19 protein-coding genes and 1 pseudogene are annotated in these 22004 nt (G+C 67.9%); 7 read left to right on the top strand and 13 right to left on the bottom strand.

What is annotated here, in order from left to right:
• The first annotated feature begins 27 nt into the window (after positions 1-27).
• From AB3G45_RS00385 to AB3G45_RS00395, 3 genes are all read left to right on the top strand, one after another.
• A complete protein-coding gene (locus AB3G45_RS00385) occupies positions 28-2052 on the top strand; it encodes a tripartite tricarboxylate transporter permease (RefSeq protein ID WP_367828695.1) in 2025 nt (674 codons plus the stop codon).
• Between the two features lie 92 nt (positions 2053-2144).
• A complete protein-coding gene (locus AB3G45_RS00390; protein WP_367828696.1) occupies positions 2145-3251 on the top strand; it encodes a 4-oxalomesaconate tautomerase in 1107 nt (368 codons plus the stop codon).
• 37 nt (positions 3252-3288) lie between these two features.
• A complete protein-coding gene (locus AB3G45_RS00395; RefSeq protein ID WP_367828697.1) occupies positions 3289-4347 on the top strand; it encodes an isocitrate/isopropylmalate dehydrogenase family protein in 1059 nt (352 codons plus the stop codon).
• A gap of 63 nt (positions 4348-4410) precedes the next feature.
• Here AB3G45_RS00395 and rraA read toward each other — a convergent pair whose 3' ends face one another.
• From rraA to AB3G45_RS00425, 6 genes are all read right to left on the bottom strand, one after another.
• Complete coding sequence (gene rraA / locus AB3G45_RS00400) at positions 4411-4905, bottom strand: ribonuclease E activity regulator RraA (protein ID WP_367828698.1); 495 nt, start codon at positions 4903-4905, stop codon at positions 4411-4413.
• On the bottom strand, positions 4902-5879 hold the full coding sequence (locus AB3G45_RS00405) for a D-2-hydroxyacid dehydrogenase family protein (RefSeq protein ID WP_367828699.1): 978 nt from the start codon (positions 5877-5879) through the stop codon (positions 4902-4904). The genes rraA and AB3G45_RS00405 overlap by 4 nt, the downstream gene beginning before the upstream one ends.
• A gap of 3 nt (positions 5880-5882) precedes the next feature.
• Positions 5883-6968, bottom strand: a complete 1086-nt coding sequence (locus AB3G45_RS00410; protein WP_367828700.1) for an Ldh family oxidoreductase — start codon at positions 6966-6968, stop codon at positions 5883-5885.
• Between the two features lie 120 nt (positions 6969-7088).
• Entirely contained in the window at positions 7089-7985 is an 897-nt protein-coding gene (locus tag AB3G45_RS00415) for a LysR family transcriptional regulator (protein WP_367828701.1), read from the bottom strand.
• Positions 7903-8160, bottom strand: coding sequence for a hypothetical protein (locus AB3G45_RS00420; protein ID WP_367828702.1), 258 nt, complete (start codon positions 8158-8160; stop codon positions 7903-7905). The genes AB3G45_RS00415 and AB3G45_RS00420 overlap by 83 nt, the downstream gene beginning before the upstream one ends.
• Positions 8161-8275: 115 nt before the next feature.
• Positions 8276-9400: an AbrB family transcriptional regulator gene (locus AB3G45_RS00425; protein WP_367828703.1), complete on the bottom strand. Its 1125-nt coding sequence runs from the start codon at positions 9398-9400 to the stop codon at positions 8276-8278.
• Between the two features lie 103 nt (positions 9401-9503).
• On the opposite strand from AB3G45_RS00425, the gene AB3G45_RS00430 reads away from it, so the two are divergent.
• Positions 9504-10160: a GntR family transcriptional regulator gene (locus AB3G45_RS00430; RefSeq protein ID WP_367828704.1), complete on the top strand. Its 657-nt coding sequence runs from the start codon at positions 9504-9506 to the stop codon at positions 10158-10160.
• Positions 10161-10192: 32 nt separating this feature from the next.
• Here the strand turns inward: AB3G45_RS00430 and AB3G45_RS00435 are convergent, their stop codons facing one another.
• The 4 genes from AB3G45_RS00435 to acnA all read right to left on the bottom strand — a co-directional run bounded on the left by AB3G45_RS00435 (position 10193) and on the right by acnA (position 16297).
• Positions 10193-11593: a CoA transferase gene (locus tag AB3G45_RS00435; protein WP_367828705.1), complete on the bottom strand. Its 1401-nt coding sequence runs from the start codon at positions 11591-11593 to the stop codon at positions 10193-10195.
• Positions 11590-12744 carry a 2-methylaconitate cis-trans isomerase PrpF family protein gene (locus AB3G45_RS00440; RefSeq protein ID WP_367828706.1) on the bottom strand — a complete coding sequence of 385 codons (1155 nt, stop codon included), beginning with the start codon at positions 12742-12744 and terminating at the stop codon, positions 11590-11592. The genes AB3G45_RS00435 and AB3G45_RS00440 overlap by 4 nt, the downstream gene beginning before the upstream one ends.
• A gap of 28 nt (positions 12745-12772) precedes the next feature.
• Positions 12773-13510 (bottom strand): TSUP family transporter, encoded by a 738-nt coding sequence (locus AB3G45_RS00445; protein ID WP_367828707.1) that lies wholly within the window; start codon positions 13508-13510, stop codon positions 12773-12775.
• Between the two features lie 93 nt (positions 13511-13603).
• On the bottom strand, positions 13604-16297 hold the full coding sequence (gene acnA / locus AB3G45_RS00450; RefSeq protein WP_367828708.1) for an aconitate hydratase AcnA: 2694 nt from the start codon (positions 16295-16297) through the stop codon (positions 13604-13606).
• 385 nt (positions 16298-16682) lie between these two features.
• Here acnA and tcuA point away from each other — a divergent pair, with 385 nt between their 5' ends.
• On the top strand, positions 16683-18104 hold the full coding sequence (gene tcuA / locus AB3G45_RS00455) for an FAD-dependent tricarballylate dehydrogenase TcuA (protein WP_367828955.1): 1422 nt from the start codon (positions 16683-16685) through the stop codon (positions 18102-18104).
• On the top strand, positions 18101-19234 hold the full coding sequence (gene tcuB / locus AB3G45_RS00460) for a tricarballylate utilization 4Fe-4S protein TcuB (protein ID WP_367828709.1): 1134 nt from the start codon (positions 18101-18103) through the stop codon (positions 19232-19234). Before tcuA ends, tcuB begins: the two co-directional genes overlap by 4 nt.
• Here the strand turns inward: tcuB and AB3G45_RS00465 are convergent.
• Positions 19198-19728, bottom strand: a complete 531-nt coding sequence (locus AB3G45_RS00465) for a hypothetical protein (RefSeq protein ID WP_367828710.1) — start codon at positions 19726-19728, stop codon at positions 19198-19200. The two genes, tcuB and AB3G45_RS00465, sit on opposite strands and share 37 nt — an antisense overlap.
• 39 nt (positions 19729-19767) lie before the next feature.
• Here AB3G45_RS00465 and AB3G45_RS00470 point away from each other — a divergent pair.
• Positions 19768-20044 (top strand): annotated as a pseudogene (locus AB3G45_RS00470) (LysR family transcriptional regulator); the annotation flags it as partial.
• A 191-nt stretch (positions 20045-20235) separates the two neighbouring features.
• Here the strand turns inward: AB3G45_RS00470 and AB3G45_RS00475 are convergent.
• Positions 20236-20913, bottom strand: coding sequence for an SMC-Scp complex subunit ScpB (locus tag AB3G45_RS00475; protein WP_367828711.1), 678 nt, complete (start codon positions 20911-20913; stop codon positions 20236-20238).
• A 2-nt stretch (positions 20914-20915) separates the two neighbouring features.
• Positions 20916-21869: a DUF1403 family protein gene (locus tag AB3G45_RS00480; protein ID WP_367828712.1), complete on the bottom strand. Its 954-nt coding sequence runs from the start codon at positions 21867-21869 to the stop codon at positions 20916-20918.
• Between the last annotated feature and the right edge of the window lie 135 nt (positions 21870-22004).

Below are 22004 nucleotides of genomic sequence, written 5' to 3' on the forward strand. Positions count from 1 at the left end.
CCTGTTGCTATCGAAAGGACAGCCACAGTGATCGATGTCTTCGTCACTTCGCTCCACAACCTGCTGACGCTCCACCATCTCGGTTACATGATGATCGGTGTGGCGGTCGGCCTCGTCGTCGGCATCCTGCCGGCTCTCGGCGGCATCGCCGGCATGTCGCTGTTGCTGCCCTTCGTCTACGGCATGGAGCCGACCGCGGCGATCGCCATGATGGTCGGCCTCCTGGCGGTCATCCCGACCTCCGATACCTTTTCCTGCATCCTCATGGGCATTCCGGGCTCTTCCGCCTCGCAGGCGACCGTGCTCGACGGCTTTCCGCTCGCCCGCAAGGGGGAAGCGGCCCGCGCGCTCAGCGCCTCCTTCTCGGCTTCGATGATCGGCGGCCTGTTCGGCGCGCTCTGTCTGACGGGCATCGTCATCGTCGCCCGCCCGCTCATCCTCAGCTTCACCTCGGCCGAACTCTTCATGCTGGCGATCTTCGGCCTCTCCATGGTCGGCGTGCTTTCGGGCAGCAGCCTGGCGAAGGGCGTCGCCGCCTGTACGCTCGGCCTTGCCTTCGGCGCGATCGGCACGGCGCCGGCCAATGGCGGCGAGCGCATGACCTTCGGCTCGCTCTACCTGATGAGCGGTCTTGAGATCACTATCATCGGTCTCGGCATCTTCGCCCTGCCGGAAGTGCTCGACCTTTTGCGCGGCAATTCGAGCATTTCGAGCACGGGCAAGCTCGGCCGCGGCTGGCTGGACGGCGTGCGCGACACCTGGCGGGAGAAGTGGCTGACGCTGCGCTGCTCGACGATCGGCGCCTGCGTCGGACTGATGCCCGGCCTCGGCGGCAGCGTTTCGGACTGGATCTCCTACGGCCATACCGTGCAGAGCGCCAAGGACAAGTCGCAGTTCGGCAAGGGCGATATCCGCGGCGTCATCGGCCCGGAGGCGGCCAACAATTCCTGCGCCGGCGGCAACCTCATCCCGACCCTTCTCTTCGGCATCCCCGGCTCCGGCTCGATGGCGATCTTCCTGGCGGCGATGATCCTGATCGGCCTGCAACCCGGCCCCGGCATGGCCGACCCGAACCGCGACCTCAACCTCACCTATACCGTCGTCTGGACGCTGGCGCTCGCCAATGTCATCGGCACGGCGGCTTGCATCGCGCTGTCGCCGAGCATCGCGCGGCTGACCACCATCCGCTTCGTGCTCTTCGCGCCCTTCATGATCCTCATCATCGTGTTCGGCGCCTTCCAGTCGACCCGGTCGTTCGAGGATATCGTCGCACTCCTGATCGTCGCGCTCACCGGCATTTTTCTCAAGCGCTTCGGCTGGCCGCGTCCCGCCTTCCTCATCGGCTTCGTGCTTGCCGGCCAGGTCGAGACCTACTTCTACCAGGCGGTGCAGTTCTACGGCTACGGCTTCCCGCTGCGCCCGATCGCCATCGTCATCGGGCTCGTCACCATCGCCTCGCTCTGGTTCACCAGCCGCTCGCGCATGCTGCAGAAGGAAGAGGCCGTGCCGGGCGGCATCACCACCGACATCGAGTTCGAGCGCGAGGAAGACGAGACCGCGGTCGCCAAGAACCTCTGGCCGCAGGTCGTCTTCACCGCCATCACCGTCGCCTTCTTCGTCTTCACCATCGTCGAAGGCGCGGAGAACTCGTTCCTCGATGCCGTGTTCCCGATCACCGTCGGCGCGGTCGGCCTGCTGACCTCCGCCGCCGTGCTGTTCTGGCAGGTCCGGGGCGCCACGGGACGCGGCACGGCCGGCAACATGAACTTCGACCTTGACGACGGCGCGACGAGCGGCAGCCTGTGGCGCTTCGTCGGCTGGCTGGTGGGCTTCGTCGCGGCGATCGGCCTCGTCGGCTTCACGCTCGCCCTCGTCGGCTTCTTCGTGGCCTTCCTGAGGATTGTCGCGCGGTCGAGCTGGCTGCAGACGCTGGTGCTGACCGCCGCTGCCGTCGGCCTCGTGCTGCTGCTGACCTCGATCCTGCACATGAACCTGCCGGGCGGTCTCCTGCAGGACCAGTTCTACGACCAACTGGTCTGGCCGCTGCGCTGATCCCTGCCCCGGCGGCAACGCCGGGGTTCTTCATTCCGGTTTTCAAAGTATGCAATTGCATACAAGCGTCTATATCAACCAGCGAGGGCATCATGCCGGCACAACATCCCATCCCCTGCATCCTCATGCGCGGCGGCACGTCGAAGGGGCCCTATTTCAAGATGCAGGACATTCCGCAGGATGCCGCTATCCGCGCGCGCGTCCTGCTCGCGGCGATGGGCTCGCCGGATATCCGCCAGATCGACGGTCTCGGCGGCGCTGACACGCTGACGAGCAAGGTCGCCATGGTCGGTCCGTCGAGCCGCGAGGGCGTCGATGTCGACTATCTCTTCGCGCAGGTCTCCGTCGACAAGGCGATCGTCGACACCTCGCCCTCCTGCGGCAACATGCTGTCCGGCGTCGGCCCCTTCGCCATCGAGACGGGCATGGTGCCGATCAGCGGAGCGAAGACCAGCGTCGTCATCTATGACATCAACACCCAGAGCCGCATTGAGGCGATCGTCGAGACGCCCGACGGCGCCGTCAACTACGAGGGTGACGCCCGCATCGACGGCGTTCCCGGCACGGCGGCGGAGATCCGGCTGAATTTCATGGATATCGTCGGTTCCAAGACCGGGGCCCTGCTGCCGACCGGCAAGCCGGTGGAGGAGATCGACGGGATCAAGGCGACGCTCATCGATGTCGCGGTGCCGATGATGATCGTGCGCGCCGCCGATGTCGGCAAGACGGGCTACGAGAGTGCCGCCGAGCTCGACGCCGACAAGGCGTTCTTCGCGAAGATGGAGGCGATGCGCATGGAGGCGGGCCGACGCATGGGGCTCGGCGACGTGACCGGCAAGGTCGTGCCGAAAATGGCGATGCTGGCCGCCCCGCGCGAGGGCGGAAGCGTGGCGGCGCGTTATTTCGTGCCGCACAAGACCCATGCGGCCTTCGCCGTGACGGGCGGCCTGTGCGTCTCGTCCTGTGTGCTGGTGCCCGGCACCGTAGCGGACGGCATCGCCGACCGGCCCGCGGGCGACGACTGCACCGTCATCATCGAGCATCCGACGGGTATCATCGACGTCGCCATGACGAGCCGGCCGGCCGGCAATTCCGTCGAGATCATCAGCGGCGGTGTGGTGCGCACCGCGCGCAAGCTGATGCAGGGCAATGTCTTCGTGCCGGCGGCGAGCCTGCTTTCGTTATCCCCCGCAGCCTGAGCCACCGTTGCCGTCTGTTTCTGGAGTTTATGGAATCATGAAACTGCTTGTTCTTCCGGGCGATGGCATCGGCCCGGAAATCGTCGGCGCCACGGTCGAGGTCCTTGACGCCGTCGACCGCCGCTTTTCGTTCGGCTTCCGCTACACGACGCGCGACATCGGCTTCGCCTCGCTGGAGAAGATCGGCACGACGCTGCCCGCCGATCTGCTCGACGAGGCCCGCGGGATGGACGGAACCCTGCTCGGCCCGATCTCCCATCTCGACTATCCGCCACGCGACAAGGGCGGCGTCAACGTCTCAGCCGCCTTCCGTACCCAGCTCGATCTCTTCGCCAACATCCGCCCGGCCCGCACCCGCAAGGGCGTCTTCCACCGGGGCACGGAGATGGACCTCGTCATCATGCGCGAGGCGACCGAGGGCATGTATCCCGACCGCAACATGTTTGCCGGCACGGGCGAATACATGCCGACGGAGGACGTGGCGATCTCCATGCGCAAGGTGACGGCGAAGGCGATCGAGCGCATCGCCAGGGCCTCCTTCGCGCTGGCGCGGGCGCGCCGCCGCAAGGTGACGGCCGTGCACAAGGCCAACGCCTTCGTGCTCACCGACGGGCTCTTCCTGAAGGAGGTGCGCAAGGTCGCCGCGGACTATCCCGACGTTGAGCTGGAGGAGGTGCTGATCGACGCGATGGCGGCGCTGCTCGTGCGCGATGCGGGCCGCTACGACGTCATCTGCACCACCAATTTCTACGGCGACACGCTCTCCGACCTCGCTTCCGAGCTGTCCGGCAGCCTTGGCCTTGCCGGCTCGCTGAATGCCGGGGCCGACCATGCCGCCGCGCAGGCCCAGCACGGCTCGGCGCCCGACATTGCCGGGCAGGACAAGGCGAACCCGACATCGATGATCCTGTCGGCCGCGATGCTGCTGCGCTGGCACGGCGAGCGCGCCGGCGACGCGCGCCATGTCGAGGCCGCGACCCTGATCGAGGACACCATCGACCGGGTCCTTTCCGATGCCGCCACACGCACCCGGGACCTTGGCGGACCGCTGGGTACGAAGCGGTTCACCGAGACGGTCGTCGCGGCCCTCGGGTAAGCCGAAAGGAAAACGGCGCCGGGGCGTCCGCTCCGGTGCCGCTGCATTCCCATTCCTGCCGGCTCAGCCGGCCCGATGGACCGGTCCATCAGCTACCAGAACGCCGTCGGCGTCCGCATAGAGATAGGCTCCGGCGCGGAATTCGACATTGCCGAAGACGAGCGGCACGCCGCGGGCGCCATGGCCGGCCTTGCCGCTCTTCTTCGGCGCCTGGCCGAGCGCCATCACGCAGAAATCCATGGCGTCGATATCGGCGCTGTCGCGGATGGCGCCGCGGATCAGGAGGCCCCGCCAGCCGTTTGCTTGGCCGAGGGCGGCGATCTGGTCGCCGAGGAGCGCGCAGCGCACCGACCCGGCGCCATCGACGACGAGCACCTTGCCCGTGCCGTCGCCCTCCAGGGTCGCGCGCAGCAGGCTGTTGTCCTCGAAGGTCTTCAGCGTGACGATCTCGCCATGGAAGCCCTTGCGCCGGCCGAAGGTCTTCCACTGCATCTCGCAAAACCGCACCTCGGGGTCGTGGCTGTCGACCAGATCTGCCGTCTTGATGATATCCGTCACGTTCTTCCCTCCGTCTTCGGTGCGGCGAGCACCCGCACGGGCGCACCCTCGCGCCAGGCCCTGATATTGTCCACGGCATCACGGTAGAAGGCGGCATAGGCGCCTTGCGTGACATAGCCGAGATGCGGCGTCAGTACGGTGTTTGGCATCGTGCGCAATGGATGGTCGGCCGGCAGCGGCTCGATCTCGAAAACGTCGAGCCCTGCCTTGATGCGCCCCCGACGCAGCGCCTCGATGAGCGCCGCCTCGTCGACCAGGGGCCCGCGTGCGGTGTTGATCAGCCATGCCCCCTGTTTCATCAGTGAGAGTTCGGCGGCCGAGACGGTGTGCCGGCTGCGCTCGCCAAGGATGAGATGCAGCGAGACCACGTCGGCCTCGCGAAACAGGGTCTGCTTGTCGACGCGGCGTGCGCCGACCTCGGCGGCCCGCGCGTCTGTCAGGTTCTGGCTCCAGGCGATCACCTCCATGCCGAAAGCCTTGGCGATCGGCACCATGCGGCCGCCGATCTTGCCGAGCCCGACCAGCCCCAGCGTCTTGCCGCCCAGTACGGTCCCGACCGTGCTCTGCCAGCCGCCGGCGCGGATGCGGGCGTCCTCCTCCGGGATCGACCGGGCGAGCGAGAGGATCAGGCCCCAGGCGATCTCAGGCGTCGCATGGGCGGATTCGCCGGCATGGGTGTGGCAGACGGTGATGCCGCGCGAGACGGCGGCCTCCATGTCGATGGTGCGCACGCGCGCGCCGGTGACCACGACCAGCTTCAGCGCCGGCAGCCGCTCGATCAGCGCTGCGGAAAGCGGCATGCGCTCGCGCATGAGGCACAGCACGTCGAAGCCGGCGAGCGCGGCGGCGGCCTCGTCCTCGCTCGCCAGATTGCGGTCGAAGCGGACGATCTCGCAGCCGTCGCCGAGCAGGCTCCAGTCGGCAAGGGAAAGCGCCATATCCTGATAGTCGTCGAGGATCGCGATGCGCAGCATGGTTCAGCCCTTTCCAAGCGTGGCGAGGTCGATGGCAAGGCCTACCAGATCCGCCTGCTCGCGCAGCATGGCAAGATCGGCGGCGGTGAGCGGGATGCCCTCGGCAAGCCGCGCTCTCATCCGGTTCGCCTCCGGCTCGCCCGGCATCAGGATCGACTGGTCCTCGTCGGCCCGCGGACAGGCGCGGGCGCGGGTCACCAGATCGTCCATGCGCGCGCCGTAGGCCTCTTCGCCGAGGAACAGCGAGGGGCGGAAGGCGACGAAGCTGTGGCCGACATTCTGCGGCCGGTCGAGATCGCGGTACTGGTCGCCGACCTTGCCGCCATAGGCCGCGCCGCTCATCACGCCCGCGAGAATCTCCATCATCAGCGAGAGCCCCGATCCCTTCGGGCCGCCGAGCGGCAGCACGATGCCCTCATAGGCCCGGCGGGCATCCGTCGTCTCGCGGCCTTCGGCGTCGAGCGCCCAGCCGGCGGGGATCGGTTCGCCCTTCTGCATCGCCCGGCGGATCTTTCCGCGCGCGACGACCGACGTCGCCATGTCGAGCACGATCGGCGGCGATCCCGCGCCGCCCGGCGCGCCGAAGGCGAAGGGGCTGGTGCCGAGGAAGGGCGTGCGACCGCCCCAGACCGGCATGGTGGGCGAGGCGTTGGTGAAGACGAAGGCCGCATAGCCAGCGTCGATCGCCTCCAGGAGATAGGCTGCCGCCATGCCGAAATGGGCGCTGTTGCAAACGCTCGCCATGCCGATGCCGCATCGCTCCGCCGCGGCGATGGCCTCGCGCATCGCCCGGCGGGCGACGATGAAGCCGAGGCCGTCGTTGCCGTCGACATGGGCGGCCGCGGGCATCGGATGCGTGACGCGGATATCGGGCCGGGCGCGCACCAGGCCGCGGCGCAGCCGGTCCGCATAGACCGGAATGCGCGAAATGCCGTGGGTGCCGACGCCGCGAAGATCGGCGAGAACCAGATAGTGCGCGACGGCCGCGGCGTCCTCCGCGGGAACGTCGAGACCGGCGAAGATCGCGGCGACCAGAGCCTCCAGCCGTACGGCATCCGCGTGCAGGATCGTTCCATCATTCACCGGCATTCGAGCATCCTCCTCCAGGAATTCCGCATGGCATGGCATCATGGACTAGCAGGCATGGATGCCAGTGTATACTATTGTATCCAGAAAATCCGGACAGATTCCGGCCTCCTCGCGCCGAACCTAGCGCTTGCGCGCCAGCGCCAGGAATTCGCGGATCGGTCGGGACAGCGGGCTGGACCCGCGACGCGCGGAAAGCAGTTTCCGGCTCGCCCATTCGTCCGAAAGGCGCACGCTGATGACGTCCGTTCCGGCAAGCAGGTGCAGGCTTGTCGAGCGCAGGAAGCCGATGCCGAAACCCGCTTCCACCATCCGCACCAGAGAGGGGAAGGTCTCGACGCGCACCCGCTCGCCGAGCGCCCGGCCGCTGCGGGCGGCAGCCTCGTTCAACAGCCGGTCGAGCGCCCCGCTCTGGTGGATGCCCACCACCTCGTGCTCGGCCACGGCGTCGAAGCTGATCGGCTTTCCCGATTGCAAGCGGCCGGCCAAGGGGTGCTCCGGCGAGCACAGGACGAGCACGTTGTCGTCCTCGAACACCTCGGTCTCGAAGCGTGCGACATCGTTGTTGTCGGCGACGAAGGCGATGTCCGCCTGCCCGTCGTCCATCGCGGCCAGCGCAAGAGCCGCCGACATTTCCTGGATATCGAGGCCGATGCCGGGATGGCTCTGCGCATAGGCGGCCAGAAGCTCGGGCAGCCGGCCCGACAGCGAGGAGCTGGTGCAGGCGAGCCGCAGCGAGCCGCGCGTGCCCGTCGAGAAATCGACCATCTCGGTGTTGAGGTCGGCGACCTGCCGCAGGATCTGCCGGCAGCCGGAGACATAGACCTCGCCGGCCGGCGTCAGGCGCGCGCCCTGCAGGGAACGGTCGAACAGCGCCACGCCGAGCCGGGCCTCCAGCTCGCTGATGCGCCGGCTGACGGCGGACGGGGCGATGTTCTCATGCTCCGCCGCCCGCCCGATGGATCCGTACCGGGAGACCGCGAGGACGAGGCGCGCCGTTATCGGATCGAAGGGCTGCATGGCGCACCTCCGTTGCGGCCGGCGGCAGGGACGGATCGGCAAGGCCGAAGTCGCGGCGTATCCGCGCCACCAGCCGTGCATCGAACCGGTGCAGCGAATAGTCCGCGCAGCGCCGGACGAAGGCGAGATGGCGCTCGATGGCGGAGGCGAGGTTGGAAAGGATGACCAGGATCATGGCGCGGTCCACCGATTGGGGGTTGCTCGATATCCATGGCCTATCGGTTCCTGTTGGGCGCGGGTAGCGACGGTTGGCGAGGAGGGCATCGCGCCTCGGCAACACCTGCTCGCCTTCAGCCCTTACCCTCCCCGCCCGACAACCGCAACCAGAGCGGCAGGATCGATGGTGCCGCCAGGACGACGATGACCACGCGGCACAGGTGGTGCAGGCTCACGAAGGCCGGGTCGGCATTGAGCGAGATGGCGATCAGGCTCATTTCCGGCAGGCCGCCCGGCACCAGCGCGAGCAGGCCGAGCGCGAAGGGAATGTCGAGATAGCGGTCGAACGCGACGGCGAAGAGCGCGGCCATGCTGAGGCTGAAGCAGGTGAGGACCAGGCCGAGCCCCACGCCGGTCAGCATGGTGCGCCGCGCCACGCCGGCAAAGTGCTGGCCGATCGTCGCGCCGATCACCACCTGGGCGACGGCGATGACGAGATCGGGCACCGCCGCGTCCGTCAGGCCCGTCATGTGGGCCGCGGCGCTCAGCGCCAGCGGGCCGGTGAGGTTTGCCGCCGGCAGGCGCAGGCGGCGGCCGAGAAAGATGCCGAGTACGGCGCAGCCGGCAAGCACGGCCGCATCCTGCAACGAGAGCGTCAGCGCCCAGTGCATCGTCCGGTCGACCGTGCGTCCGGTGAGCGCGGCAAGCGCGCCCGAAAGGGTCAGCGACAGCGGCACGATCGTGATGAGGAGAACGAGGCGCGTGGCATGCACCATGCTCACGCTGCGCACATCCGCCTTGAAGGAGGGTGCCATGGAGATCAGTTCGCTGAGGCCGCCGGGCATGCCGCTCAGGGCCGCGGTCACCGGGTCGAGCCGGCCGACGCGGCGGCACACGACGATCCCGAACACCGCGACGATGACCGTATAGACGGCGACGGCCGCAAGGCTCGCCGGCCATTCCGCCGCTTGGCGCAGCACCTCCGGCTTGAAGGCGCTGCCGACCATCAGCCCGACGACGGCGATCATCGCGGCGCGCGGCTCCGGCGATGCGCTCACGCACACGCCGGCAATCGCCAGCGCCATGGTCAGCGCCATCGCGCCGAGCAGCCAGCCGAGCGGCAGGCCGAGCATATAGCCGCAGGCCCCGCCCACCGTGCCGAGGGCGAGCGTGCGCAGGGTGTGGAGAACGGGAACGGTCTTGCCGTGTCCGCCGGCCTTCAGGGGTGGGATCTCATGCTTCGACAAAGGTCGTACCATTTCGCTTTTGCTTTGCATCCAATGGCATGCAATTAAACAAGCCCGTGGACAATGCGTTTTTCCTTCTGTAGCCGGGAAGTCCACACGGACGGGAGAGCCAGCCATGACCGCATCCAAGGACCTGCTTTCCAAGACGCGCGGCCAGAGCGCCTACCAGGCCATCCTGGCGGCCGTCCGCGACGGCATCTACCGGCCGGGCGATCCGCTGCGCGAGGAGGAGGTCGCGACCCGCCTCGGCGTCAGCCGCACGCCGGTGCGCGAGGCGCTCGGCCGCCTGCAGGAAAAGGGCCTTCTCGAGGCGGCTCCCGGCCGGGGTGTCGCGGTCGCCATCCTCTCCATGCAGCAGATCTTCGAACTCTATGCGATGCGCGAGGAGCTGGAGGGCGTCGTCGCCCGCTTTGCCGCGCGCCACGCGACGGAGGCGGAGATCGCCAATCTGGAGCGGCTCAATGCGCGCTTTTCCGCCTCGGAGGACCCGAAGGTGGCGGCGCAGTGGAACCGGCAGTTCCATGCGCGTCTCTACGATGCCGCCCGCAACCGCTACCTCCGCCAGGCGGTGGAGGATCTGCAGGAGACCATCGCGCTGCTGCCCGACACGACCTTCATCCAGCCGGGCCGCACGACGACCGCGACGGACGAGCATGTCGCGATCATCGAGGCGATCCGCCGGCGCGACACGGAGGGCGCGGAGAAGGCCGCGGTCGGCCATATCAAGGCGGCGCTCGAAGTCCGCCTCGTCATCACCAGGACCGAGACCTGAAACGCACCGGCGATCCCCGACGGCTGCTTGCGTCATGATCGCGGCCAGCGAGCTGGGTCGCTGCCGAGCGGCACGGGCATGCGGCTCCAGGCGGCGCGCACGCCGTCGAGACGAAGCGCCGGCCGCAGGACGGTGACACGGCCGAAGGCCGTTTCGTGCGTGTCGAGGAGATCGGCCACCGCGGCGAAGTCGGGGTTGGCGGGTGGATGCGCGGTCTCGTCGCCCAGCATGTCGCGCATGCGCCACATCCAGTGCGCGGTCGCGGCCAGCGAAAGCGTCGCCTGCCACCGCCCGCCGTCTTCGTGGCGGCGGATGAGGGCGAGCATGGCGGCAAAGGCGGCAAGGTAGCCGGTCAGGTAGTCGAGCGGCTGGCACGGCAGCAGCGCCGGCCCCCTGCCCTCGCGTCCCTCCATCGCCATGCCCGTCGTCGCCTGTACGAGGCTGTCATAGCCCCGGCGCTCCTGCCAGAGGCCTTGCAGCGAGAAGGCGGACAGCGAGAGATGGACGCCGTGCGGATTGAGGCGACCGAGATCGTCCGGGCCGAAGCCGCGCCCGGGCAGCGATCCCGGCCGGTAGGCGTCGAGGACGATATCGGCGTCGCCGGCGAGCGCTCGCAGGGCCACTCGCCCCTCGTCCGTTTCCAGTTCGGCGAAGGCCGCATGCTTGCCGAAGCCGGTATCGATGACGAGGGAGGGGATCGAGGGAAGGCGGGGGCTCGCGATGCGCATCACCGTCGCGCCGTGCTCGGCCATGGTGCGGCCCGCCATCGGGCCGGCTATGACGCGGGAGAGGTCCAGCATGCGCAGGCCGGAGAGCGGCCGTTCGCCGCCCGTCGGCAGCGGCATGGCCGCCGCCGTGCCGCTTCGTTCGAGATGCACGAGGGGCTGCGCGGCGATGGCCGCGGCCTGCGGTTCGCGCCGCCACCCGGCCCGCTCCCGCACCCGGGCGGCGCACAGGCCGCGCCGGATCGCCTCCGCCTCGATATCGCCCGCGCCGCGTTCGGCGACCGCCGCCCGCACCGCATCGGCATCGTTGGCAACCCCGAGCAGGGCGAGCAGCCCGTCGCGCAGATGCGGGAAATTGCCGTGCAAATAGACCCATTCGCCCCCCGCCGCCTCGTAGAACCCGGTGAAGGGATCGCGGAATTTTGCCGGTTTCCCGTCCACCAGCAGATAGCTGGAACTCGCCATGGCCAGTTCCGCCTCCCGCGTGTCCAGCCGAACGTGCGGGCGCGCGCCGATGCGCAGTTCCCGGATGCGGGAGGCCGCCAGCCCGACGGCGCCAAGCACCGCCGCGGCGAGCGGCGCGACCGGCCAGGATGTGGCGAGGACCCTCGGCCGCTCCTCGATGGTGAGGCGTTCGAGCGGCGCATCCGGCCAGCCGACGGCGTCGAGAAGGTCGCGAAGCGGCCCTTCCGCCGCGCCGAGGCTCATGGCCCTTCCTCCCCCCGGAACGGGGCGACGGCCACTTCTCCCTGCATCAGGCGTCGTGCCGTGCGGTAGACCCGGGCGCTCTCGACATGCCAGCCGCCGTCGCGCGGGAAAACCGCCGCGCCGGCTGCGACGATGCCGGAGGGATGGGCGACGCGGATCGCTTGGGCGTCGGCCGCGGCGGTGCACAGCCGGTGTGGCAGGGAGCCTTCGATCCGGCAGGCGGCGGCAAGGCACATGGCGCCCGTCAGCGTCACCGCCCGGTGCGCGCGCTCCATCGAGAGCATGCGGATGGCGATGTCCTGCGTCGCGGCGTCGATGGTCCGGCCGTCGAGCGTCACGAAGGCGGCGGGCGCCGAGACAACGGCGATCTTGGGATTGGCGAGGCCGACGCCATCCGGCGCGTGGCCGAGCCCCATCCGCACCCCGGCGGCGCGGCGCAGCCGGTCGAGCAGCGCCATGGCGGCGCGGTCTGCCTCGATGGCGTCGGGATGTTCCGAGCCGGTGAGGCCCACATCGCCCGCCGCGACGAAGGCGACGGGATTGCTGGCATCGACCAGCGACATTTCGAAGGTGCGGGCATCGACCTCGATCGTCTCGATGACCCTCCCCGTCGGCAGGAGGCCGGGCGTCACCGTGCCGCCGGGATCGAGGAAATCGAGTGCGATGGGCGCCCCCGTCCCCCCGACGCCGTCCACGGAGGCCTCGCCCGCCGTCACCGCCTTGCCGTTTCGGACGGGGAAGCGGGCATGGATGATCTTCTTCGTGTTGACCTGGTGGATGCGCACCAGCGCCTCGCCGTCCGCGGCACTCACCAGCCCCTCATCCACCGCGAAGGGGCCGACGGCCGAGGAGAGGTTGCCGCAATTGGCGCCCCAGTCGACGACCGGACGGTCGACCGCGACCTGCGCGAACGTATAGTCGACATCGGCATCCGGATGCGTCGGCGGGCCGATGATGACGGCCTTCGACAGCGACGAGGTGCCGCCGCCCATGCCGTCGAGCTGGCGGCCGTAGGGATCGGGGCTGCCGAGCGCTAAGAGCAGCATGCGGTCGAGCGCGGCCCTGTCCTGCGGACAGTCCCGGGCATGGAAGAAGAGGCCCTTGCTGCTGCCGCCGCGATAGAAGGCCGCCGGTACGAAAATCTGTGTCATCTTCCCTCCTCTGCGCCCGGGCTTTCCCTCAGGCGAGATGCATGATCCCCGAAACGAAATAGATGGCGCCGATCCCCGTCACGATCCAGCGCGTCCAGGCGCGGAAATTGGCGTCCGTCATGCGGTGCAGGATGATGTTGCCGGACCGCGTGCCCAGGACGGCGATGGGCACGGCCGCCACGACCGCCAGCCAGCCCTCCGACGAAAGCGTCATCGCCGCATCCCAGTAGAAGACCACCTTCGTGGCATGGGTGAAGAACTGGATGGCGGACTTGGTGGCGATGACCGTGCGCCGGTCCATGTTGGTGCGGATGAAGAAGACGTCGATGCTCGGCCCGGAAACGCCGACGCCGATCGCCAGCCCACCGGACAGGAAGCCGCAGACGAAGGCGTGCAGCGGTCTGGACGCGTCGAGTTCCAGCTTGCCGAGCGGCAGCCAGACGAGGATCGGCAAAAGGCCGACGACGATCGAGACGACGACGAGGCTCGGGCGGTAGGCGACGAGGATGAGCAGGATCGCGGCGCTGAACAGGCCCGCGGTGAGGACGGCGAGGATGCGGTAGTCCAGGTAGTCGCGCGAGAACCAGGCCCGCGATCCGTTCGACACCATCTGCACGAGGCCGTGCACGGCGATCGCGGTGGCGACGGGCACGAGGAACAGGAGGACCCACAGCAGGATCATCCCGCCGGCCATGCCGAAAATGCCGGAGAGCAGCGATGTCAGGAACACCGTGACGGTCATGCCGGCGAAGAGAACAACGGTCATGGATAGCTCGGGATTGGCCGGGCGGAAGACGCCGGCGCGTTGCGTCGGGCGGTGGGTGTGGGCGCCGGGAGCGAGCCCGGCGCCCACACCTGTTCAGGCGGCGAGGTCCCTGAGGACGGTTTGGAGGATGCCGCCGTTGTTCATGTACGTGACCTCGTCGAGGGTATCGATGCGGCAGAGCAGCGGGATGTCGCGGACGGTTCCGTCGGCATAGGTGATCCTGGCGATCTTCCTCTCGCGCGGCTTGATGTCGCCTTCCAGGCCCTCGATGGTGACGATCTCGTCGCCCTTCAGGTCGAGGCTCGCCCAGCTCGTGCCGTCCTCGAAGACGAAGGGCACGATGCCCATGCCGACGAGGTTGGAGCGGTGGATGCGCTCGAAGGACTGGGCGATCACCGCCTTGACGCCGAGAAGGTTGGTGCCCTTGGCCGCCCAGTCGCGCGACGAACCGTTGCCGTATTCCACGCCCGCGAAGATGACGAGCGGAACGCCCTCCTCCTTGTACTTCATCGCCGCGTCGTAGATCGACAGCTCCTCCTTCGTCGGATAGTGGATCGTGTAGCCACCCTCCTTGCCGTTCGGTCCGAGCATGTGGTTGCGGATGCGGATATTGGCGAAGGTGCCGCGCATCATCACCTCGTGATTGCCGCGCCGCGTGCCGTACTGGTTGAAGTCGGCCACGGCCACGCCGTTGCCCGTGAGATAGGCGCCGGCAGGGGACGCCGCCTTGATCGAACCGGCCGGCGAGATGTGGTCGGTGGTGATCTTGTCGCCGAACAGGCCCAGCACCCGCGCGCCCCTGATGTCGGAAAGGCCCGAGCCGGTCTTGCCCATGCCCACGAAGTAGGGCGGGTTCTGCACATAGGTCGACTGGTCGTCCCAGGCATAGGTCTGGCCCGCCGGCACCTGCACGTCCTGCCAGTTGGCGTCGCCCTTGAACACGTCGGCATATTTCGTGGCGTAGAGCTCGCGCGTGACATACTTCATGATGAACGCCTGGATCTCCTTGGAGGAGGGCCAGATGTCCTTGAGGTAGACGGGCTTGCCGTCCCTGTCCTGGCCGAGCGGTTCGCTCGTCAGGTCCTTCCGCACGGAGCCGGCCAGCGCATAGGCGACGACGAGCGGCGGGGAAGCGAGGTAGTTCGCCTGCACGTCCGGCGAGATGCGGCCCTCGAAGTTGCGGTTGCCGGAGAGCACGCCGGCGGCGATCAAGCCCTTGTCGTTGATCGTCTTCGAGATCGGCGCCGGCAGCGGGCCGGAATTGCCGATGCAGGTCGTGCAGCCGAAGCCGACGAGGTTGAAGCCGAGCGCGTCGAGATCGGCCTGCAGGCCGGACTTGGCAAGATATTCGCCGACGACCTGCGATCCCGGCGCCAGCGATGTCTTCACCCAGGGCTTGGTCTTCAGGCCCTTCGCGACCGCGTTGCGGGCGAGAAGACCGGCCGCGATCAGCACCGACGGGTTCGACGTGTTGGTGCAGGACGTGATGGCGGCGATCGCCACGTCGCCATGGCCGATGTCGTAGTCCGTGCCCTCGACCGGATAGCGGTTCTCAAGCTGGCCCGGCTTGTTGTAGTCGCCTTCCAGCGAGGCGGCGAAGCCCGAGGCGATGTTCTCCAGCGGGATGCGGCCCTCGGGACGCTTCGGGCCGGCCATGGCCGGAACGACGTCGCCGAGGTCCAGCTCCAGCGTGTCGGTGAAGACGAGGTCGGAACCGTCGCCGTCACGCCACATGCCCTGCGCCTTCGAATAGGCCTCGACCAGCGCGATGCGCTGCTCCTCGCGGCCCGACATGGTCAGGTAATTGACCGTCTCGGCATCGACCGGGAAGAAGCCGCAGGTCGCGCCGTATTCCGGGCCCATATTGCCGATCGTCGCGCGGTCGGCCAGCGTCATGTTGTCAAGGCCCGGGCCGAAGAACTCGACGAACTTCGACACCACACCCTTCTTGCGCAGCATCTGCACGACCATCAGCACCAGGTCGGTCGCCGTCACGCCTTCCTTCAGCCTGCCCGTCAGCTTGAAGCCGATGACCTCCGGCAGCAGCATGGAGACCGGCTGGCCGAGCATGGCCGCCTCCGCCTCGATGCCGCCGACGCCCCAGCCGAGAACGCCAAGCCCGTTGATCATCGTCGTGTGGCTGTCCGTGCCCACACAGGTATCCGGGTAGGCGATGGTCTCGCCGTCTTCGTCCTTGGTCCAAACCGTCTGGCCCAGATATTCCAGATTGACCTGATGACAGATGCCCGTGCCCGGCGGCACCACGCGAAAGTTCTTGAACGCCTGCTGGCCCCACTTCAGGAAGCGGTAGCGCTCGCCGTTACGTGCGTATTCGAGCTCCACGTTGCGGGCGAAGGCCGTCGGCGTGCCGAACTCGTCGACGATGACCGAATGGTCGATGACCAGGTCGACGGGAACGAGCGGGTTGATCTTCTCCGGATCGCCGCCGAGCGAGACCATCGCATCGCGCATCGCCGCAAGGTCCACCACCGCCGGAACGCCGGTAAAATCCTGCATCAGGACGCGCGCCGGGCGATAGGCGATCTCGTTCTCCACCGTGCCCTTGTTCGAAAGCCAGGCGGCGACGGACAGGATATGCTCCTTCGTCACCGAGCGCCCGTCCTCGAAGCGAAGCAGGTTCTCAAGCAGAACCTTCATCGAATAGGGCAGCTTCGAGACCCCGGAAAGCCCGTTCGCCTCGGCCTTCGGAAGGCTGTAATACACATAGTCGGTGCCGTTCACCGTCAAGGTCGAACGACAATTGAAACTGTCTAGGGATCTGGACACGTTATACCCCGTTCCGTCTGGTCGCCAGAAACTGACGTACGAACGCCCGTGCGCCGAAACGCGTATGGGATGCGGGTGCGGCCATTTCCGCTGTCCGTACCCGGAAATCACTCCCCGTGTTCGGCGCTGAATATCAAATTCACGCCGACCGCTGGCGTGTCGCCGGCGTTATAGATAATTTCCGCACCGCCCGCTACACTGATGTATCCATTTGCATACTGCCGTTCGGCGAACGGGGGCTTCTCCAATTGCGAGGCCCTGTTTTTATTTCTGATTTACCGATCGATGCCGTGCGGCGGCGGGCGTCGTGCCGTCATATGCTTGACTGTATACAAATGTGTGCAGTAAGAACGACGCAGATGCGACAAAGGTGGAACAGCTCAGGATGCTCGACGGATCGACACAGTACGACGTGCTCATCGCAGGCGGCGGCAATGCGGCGCTCTGCGCGGCGCTCAGCGCCAGGCGTGCCGGCGCGCGCGTCATCGTCGTCGAGGGCGCGCCGCATTTCTATCGCGGCGGCAACACGCGCCACACTCGCAACATGCGCTGCGCGCACGATGCGGCGACCGAAACGCTCTCCGGCCCCTACAGCGAGGAGGAGTTCTTCGACGACCTGTTGCGCGTGACCGGCGGGCGGACGGACGAGGCGCTGGCGCGCATGATGATCGCCGAATCCAAGGAGATGCTGACCTGGATCGTCGAGCAGGGCGTGCGCTTCCAGCCCTCCCTCGGCGGCACGCTCAGCCTGGGGCGCACCAATTCCTTCTTCCTCGGCGGTGGGCGGGCGATGCTCAACGCGCTCTACCGCACGGCCGAAAGCCTCGGCGTCGCGGTCGTCTATGACGCCGAGGTCGTGGACCTTGCGATCGAGGGCACGCGGTTCCGTTCCGCCACCGTGCGGCATGCCGGCAGGGACGTCGCCATCCGGGCGAAGACCTTCATCGCGGCCAGCGGCGGCTTCGAGGCGAATATCGACTGGCTGAAGGAAGGCTGGGGTGACATCGCCGAGAACTTCCTGATCCGCGGCACGCCCTACAACCGCGGCACCGTGCTGAGGATGCTGATCGACAGGGGCGTGATGCAGATCGGCGACCCGACCCAGTGTCATGCCGTCGCGATCGACGCGCGCGCGCCGAAATTCGATGGCGGCATCATCACGCGCCTCGACTGCGTCGTCTTCGGCATCGTCGTCAACAAGCATGCCGAGCGTTTCTACGACGAGGGTGAAGACGTCTGGCCGAAACGCTATGCCATCTGGGGACGGCTCGTCGCCGCCCAGCCGGACCAGATCGCCTATATCGTCTTCGACGCGCCGTCGCTCGAACTCTTCATGCCGTCGCTCTTCCCGCCGGTAAAGGCCGACACGATCGGCGAACTTGCGGGGAAGCTGGGGCTGGAACCCGCGGCGCTGGAGCGCACGGTGGTCGGCTTCAATGCTGCCGTCCGGCCCGGCACCTTCGACCACACGATCCTCGACGACTGTCGCACCGAGGGTCTCGAACCGGCCAAGACCCATTGGGCGCGGCGCATCGGGACGGCGCCGTTCTATGCCTATCCGGTCCGGCCGGGCATCACCTTTACCTATCTCGGCGTCAAGGTGGACCGGGCGGCGCGCATGGTGATGGCGGATGGCGGGCCGGCCGCCAACATGTTCGCCGCCGGCGAAATCATGGCTGGCAACGTGCTCGGCCAGGGCTATGCCGCCGGCATCGGCATGACGATCGGCAGTGTCTTCGGCCGTATCGCCGGGCGAGAGGCCGCCCGTCTCGTTTCGTCCGCAAGCCAGCCCCCGGAGGCCGCATGAACATCCAGACCCCGCTCCTGCCGACGCACGCGACGGCCAGCCTTGCCGAGGCGGACCGCCTGATGACGGTCTGCAATTCCTGTCGCTACTGCGAAGGGCTCTGCGCGGTCTTTCCCGCCATGGAAATGCGGCGGGCCTTTTCGGACGGCGATCTCAACTATCTCGCCAATCTCTGTCATAGCTGCGGCGCCTGCTTCCACGATTGCCAGTTCTCGCCGCCGCACGAATTCGACGTGAACGTGCCGAAGACGCTGGCGATCGTGCGCAACGATTCCTACCAGGCCTATGCCTGGCCGCGCGCCTTTTCCGGTCTTTTCCATCGCAACGGCCTGGCGATCAGCCTGATCGCGGCGCTGAGCGTCGCGCTCTTCATCGCCGGCTTCGCAGCCTGGCACGACCCGGCCGTGCTCTTCGGCGTGCATACCGGCCCCGGCGCCTTCTACACGCTGATGCCGCACAATGCGATGGCCCTGCTTTTCGGCGCGGCCTTCGCCTATTCCGTGGTGGCGATGGCGATGGGCATTCGCGCCTTCTGGAAGGATATCGGTGCGCCCGCCGGAACGCTCGGCGAGCCCGCCTCCATCTGGCAGGCGATGAAGGATGCCGGGAGCCTGCGCTATCTCGACGGCGGCGGGGTCGGCTGCATGAACGAGGACGACCGGCCGACCGACCGGCGGCGCCTCTATCACCACATGACGTTCTACGGCTTCGTGCTGTGCTTTGCCGCGACCTCGACGGCGACGCTCTATCACTATCTCCTCGGCCTCGAAGCCCCCTACCCTGTCTACGATCTCCCCGTCGTGCTCGGCACGCTGGGCGGTATCGGCCTGCTCGTCGGGCCGGCCGGCCTGCTCCATGCGAAATGGCGGCGCGATCCCGTTCTCAAGGACGATTCTCGCACCGGCATGGACGTCGCCTTCCTCGTCATGCTGTTCCTGACGAGCCTGACCGGCCTGCTGCTGCTGGTCCTGCGCGCAACGCCGGCCATGGGCCTGCTGCTCGCGCTGCATCTCGGGGTCGTCTTCAGCCTGTTCGTCACCATGCCCTACGGCAAGTTCGTGCACGGCATCTACCGGTTCCTCGCGCTGGTGCGCTATGCGAAGGAGAAGCGGGAGGTCGACGGGGCCTGAGGACACGCCGCCGCCGGCAGGGCATCGTCGAAGAGACCGCCGAGCGCGCGCCGGACGTCGTCGCCGTCGATCATGACGGCGGGGCGCGCATGGGAGGCGTCGCCGGCCGTGTCTCCCGCCCACGCCATGCAGTCGATGAACTTTGCCCTGCGGTCCTCCGCGCCGAGCGGGTCTTCCGCGGCACCCCGTGCATGCAGGCGGGATGCGGTGAGGCGGCGGCCGTCGCGGAGTGTCACGGCGACGAGAAGGAGGAGCCTTTCGTGCCCGTGTTCCTCCTCGGCGGTGCAGGACTGCATGGCGATCGACCGCATGCGCGCCACAAGGCCGGGCGCGCGAAGGTGGCCGCCGCCACCGGCGAAATCCACGAGGCTGAGCGAGCCCTTCATGAGGGCTGCCGGAACGAGGACAGCGTCGCGGGCGCGCTCGATGGCATTTGCGGAGAATTCGGTTCGTGATGCGAGCCTGCCGGATATATCGAGAAGAACGCCGGTCATTGACGAATGTCTTTCCGTGAGCTTGGTTCGCGGGCGAAACTGTTCGACTTTCGGCAGGGCCGCAATCTTATGCGGTTTGCGGATAGGGTTACCGGGCAGCGCCATGGGCAAGGCATCGAGTGCCGCGATCAGCCTGAAACATATCGAGGCCTACGACGCGATCGCCGCGACGGGCTCGACGCTGGCGGCGGCCGCCGAGATCGGCATTTCGCAGTCGAATGCCAGCCGGCTGTTGCAGGAGTTGGGGGATTATCTCGGCGTGCGCCTGTTCGACCGGAACAAGAGCCGCCTGTCGCCGGCGCGTGAGGGCCTGCAGCTCTATCGTCAATGACGAGGGTGGTGCTGCCGCTGGGGGTTTCGCTGATGACCGCCCCGGCCCTGCTTGCCGAGGCGAAACGCGAATGGCTGGAGAAGAGGGACGGAAAACCCTATGTCTGCCCATCCCGGCCGAGGTAATGCCGGGCGAGAAGGGGTAGCTTCGGGGACAGGCGGCGATGCCCGGCCCGTTTATTCTTCGCCGTCATCCGCCGGGGCGGGCAGGGTCTCGTCCAGCATCTCCTTGCGGCTCAGCAAGCCGGCGTCTTCCAGCGCCTCGATATCCGGCAGGTCGCGCAGCGTCTGCAGGCCAAAGGCGGAGAGGAACTGTTTGGTCGTCACATAGGTGTAGGGCGCGCCGGGCGTCGGGCTGCGCGGTCCCGAACCGATGAAGCCGGCATTGCGCAGCGCGCCGATCGTGTCGCGACTGACCTCCTTGCCGAAGATTTTTGACAGCTCGCTGCGGGTGACCGGCTGGAAATAGCCCACCGCCATCAGCACCATCGCCTCGAATTCCGAAAGCAGCGCCCCGCCCCCGCGCGTCGGCGCGGCGGAGGCGCGGATTACGTCGGTGTAGCGCAGGCGGGTCCGGTGTTGCCAGCCGCCGGCGACGGCGACGATCTCGTAGGGGCGTCCGTGCAGGTCTTCCTTGAGGTCGTCGATGAGGAGGTCGATGCTGCAATTGCTGCCGACGATGCGCGACAGCGTCTCGCGCGTCACCGGTTCGGCCGCGGCGAAGATGACGGCCTCGATGCGCAGCATCCATTCGCGCCAGCGCAGGTCCGGCGGCAGGTCCTCCAACTCGCGGTCGAAGAGGATTTCCTTCTCCGCCTTCGTCCTGCCGGCCTTCTGAGCGGTCGGTCCGGTCATCGTCACAGCCCGAAGATCCGGAAGGTGGTGCGGCCCGACAGTTCGCGCACGGCGCCGAAGCCCTCCAGCCGCTCGAACAGCCGGGTGCTCGCCCAGCGGGAAAGGTTGGTGCTGCGCGCGGAGGCCGGGATGGCGTCCTCGTCGAGCAGCTTGCGGATGACGGCGCCCGCCCCCTTGGTGCGCACCTTCGGCGCGGCGGCGAGAAGCTGGTCGGCGCGACGCGCCACCTCGCCGGCCGATTGCAGCGCCGCCCCGGCGCCTTCGGCCAGGGCAAGGCAGACGGCGCGCGGAAAACCCGGATCGCCCGGGCGCACCCGCCCCCTGCCCCCGAGCGTGCGGAAGGCCGGGCCATGGCGCTCTGCCATCAGCAACGGCACGGGGCGCTGCCATTTGAGCTTTTCCGCGATTACCGCATCGCCGAGCGCCCAGGCGAGCGGTTCGGCATCCGGCCGCTCGGCATGGATGGCGGCGACGAGATCGGCCGCCGCGAAGGGCGCCGGGCGGCCCGACTGGAGGACGGCCTCGGCGTGATCGACAGCTGCACCAAGCCGCTCGTCCCAGGCAAGGCCGAAGAGATCGGCAAGCTCCGCCACGAATTTCGAGGTGATGGCGCCCTTGCGGCCGGCGAGCCTGCCGAATGCCAGGAAGAACTTTCCGGCCGGTCCCGGATCATCGCCCGGCGCCGTCAGCAGCGCCGCGTCGCGCAGCGCCGCCTCGTCCTCTCCCCTGCCCGCCAGCCGGACGGCGGCAACGGCGCAGGCAAGCGCCCGGCGCGCGCGCCAGCAGCCGGCCCAGACCGGCTCGCTGCGAACGAGGTCATCCAGGGTCTTGAGGGCGACGCCGGCGGCGAAGGCGGCGTCGAGCTCATCGGGCGTCCGGCCGCGCGGCAGCGTCCAGCCGGGCAGGAGCAGCGGCGGCAGGGCGGCGGGAACAGGGGGGCGGGCGCGCGAATCCATGTCCGTGAGTTTACATGGCGCGTGCGGTTCGTGCTGCTTTTTCCAGCGCATGCGCACAGCTTTTCGATTTTTTCTCGAAGACTGCCTCCCAAACGGATCGTTAAGCCGGTCGATACGACTTTAAATGTATATTAA

It is taken from the genome of Shinella sp. S4-D37 (genome assembly GCF_040812195.1).
GTDB lineage: Bacteria > Pseudomonadota > Alphaproteobacteria > Rhizobiales > Rhizobiaceae > Shinella.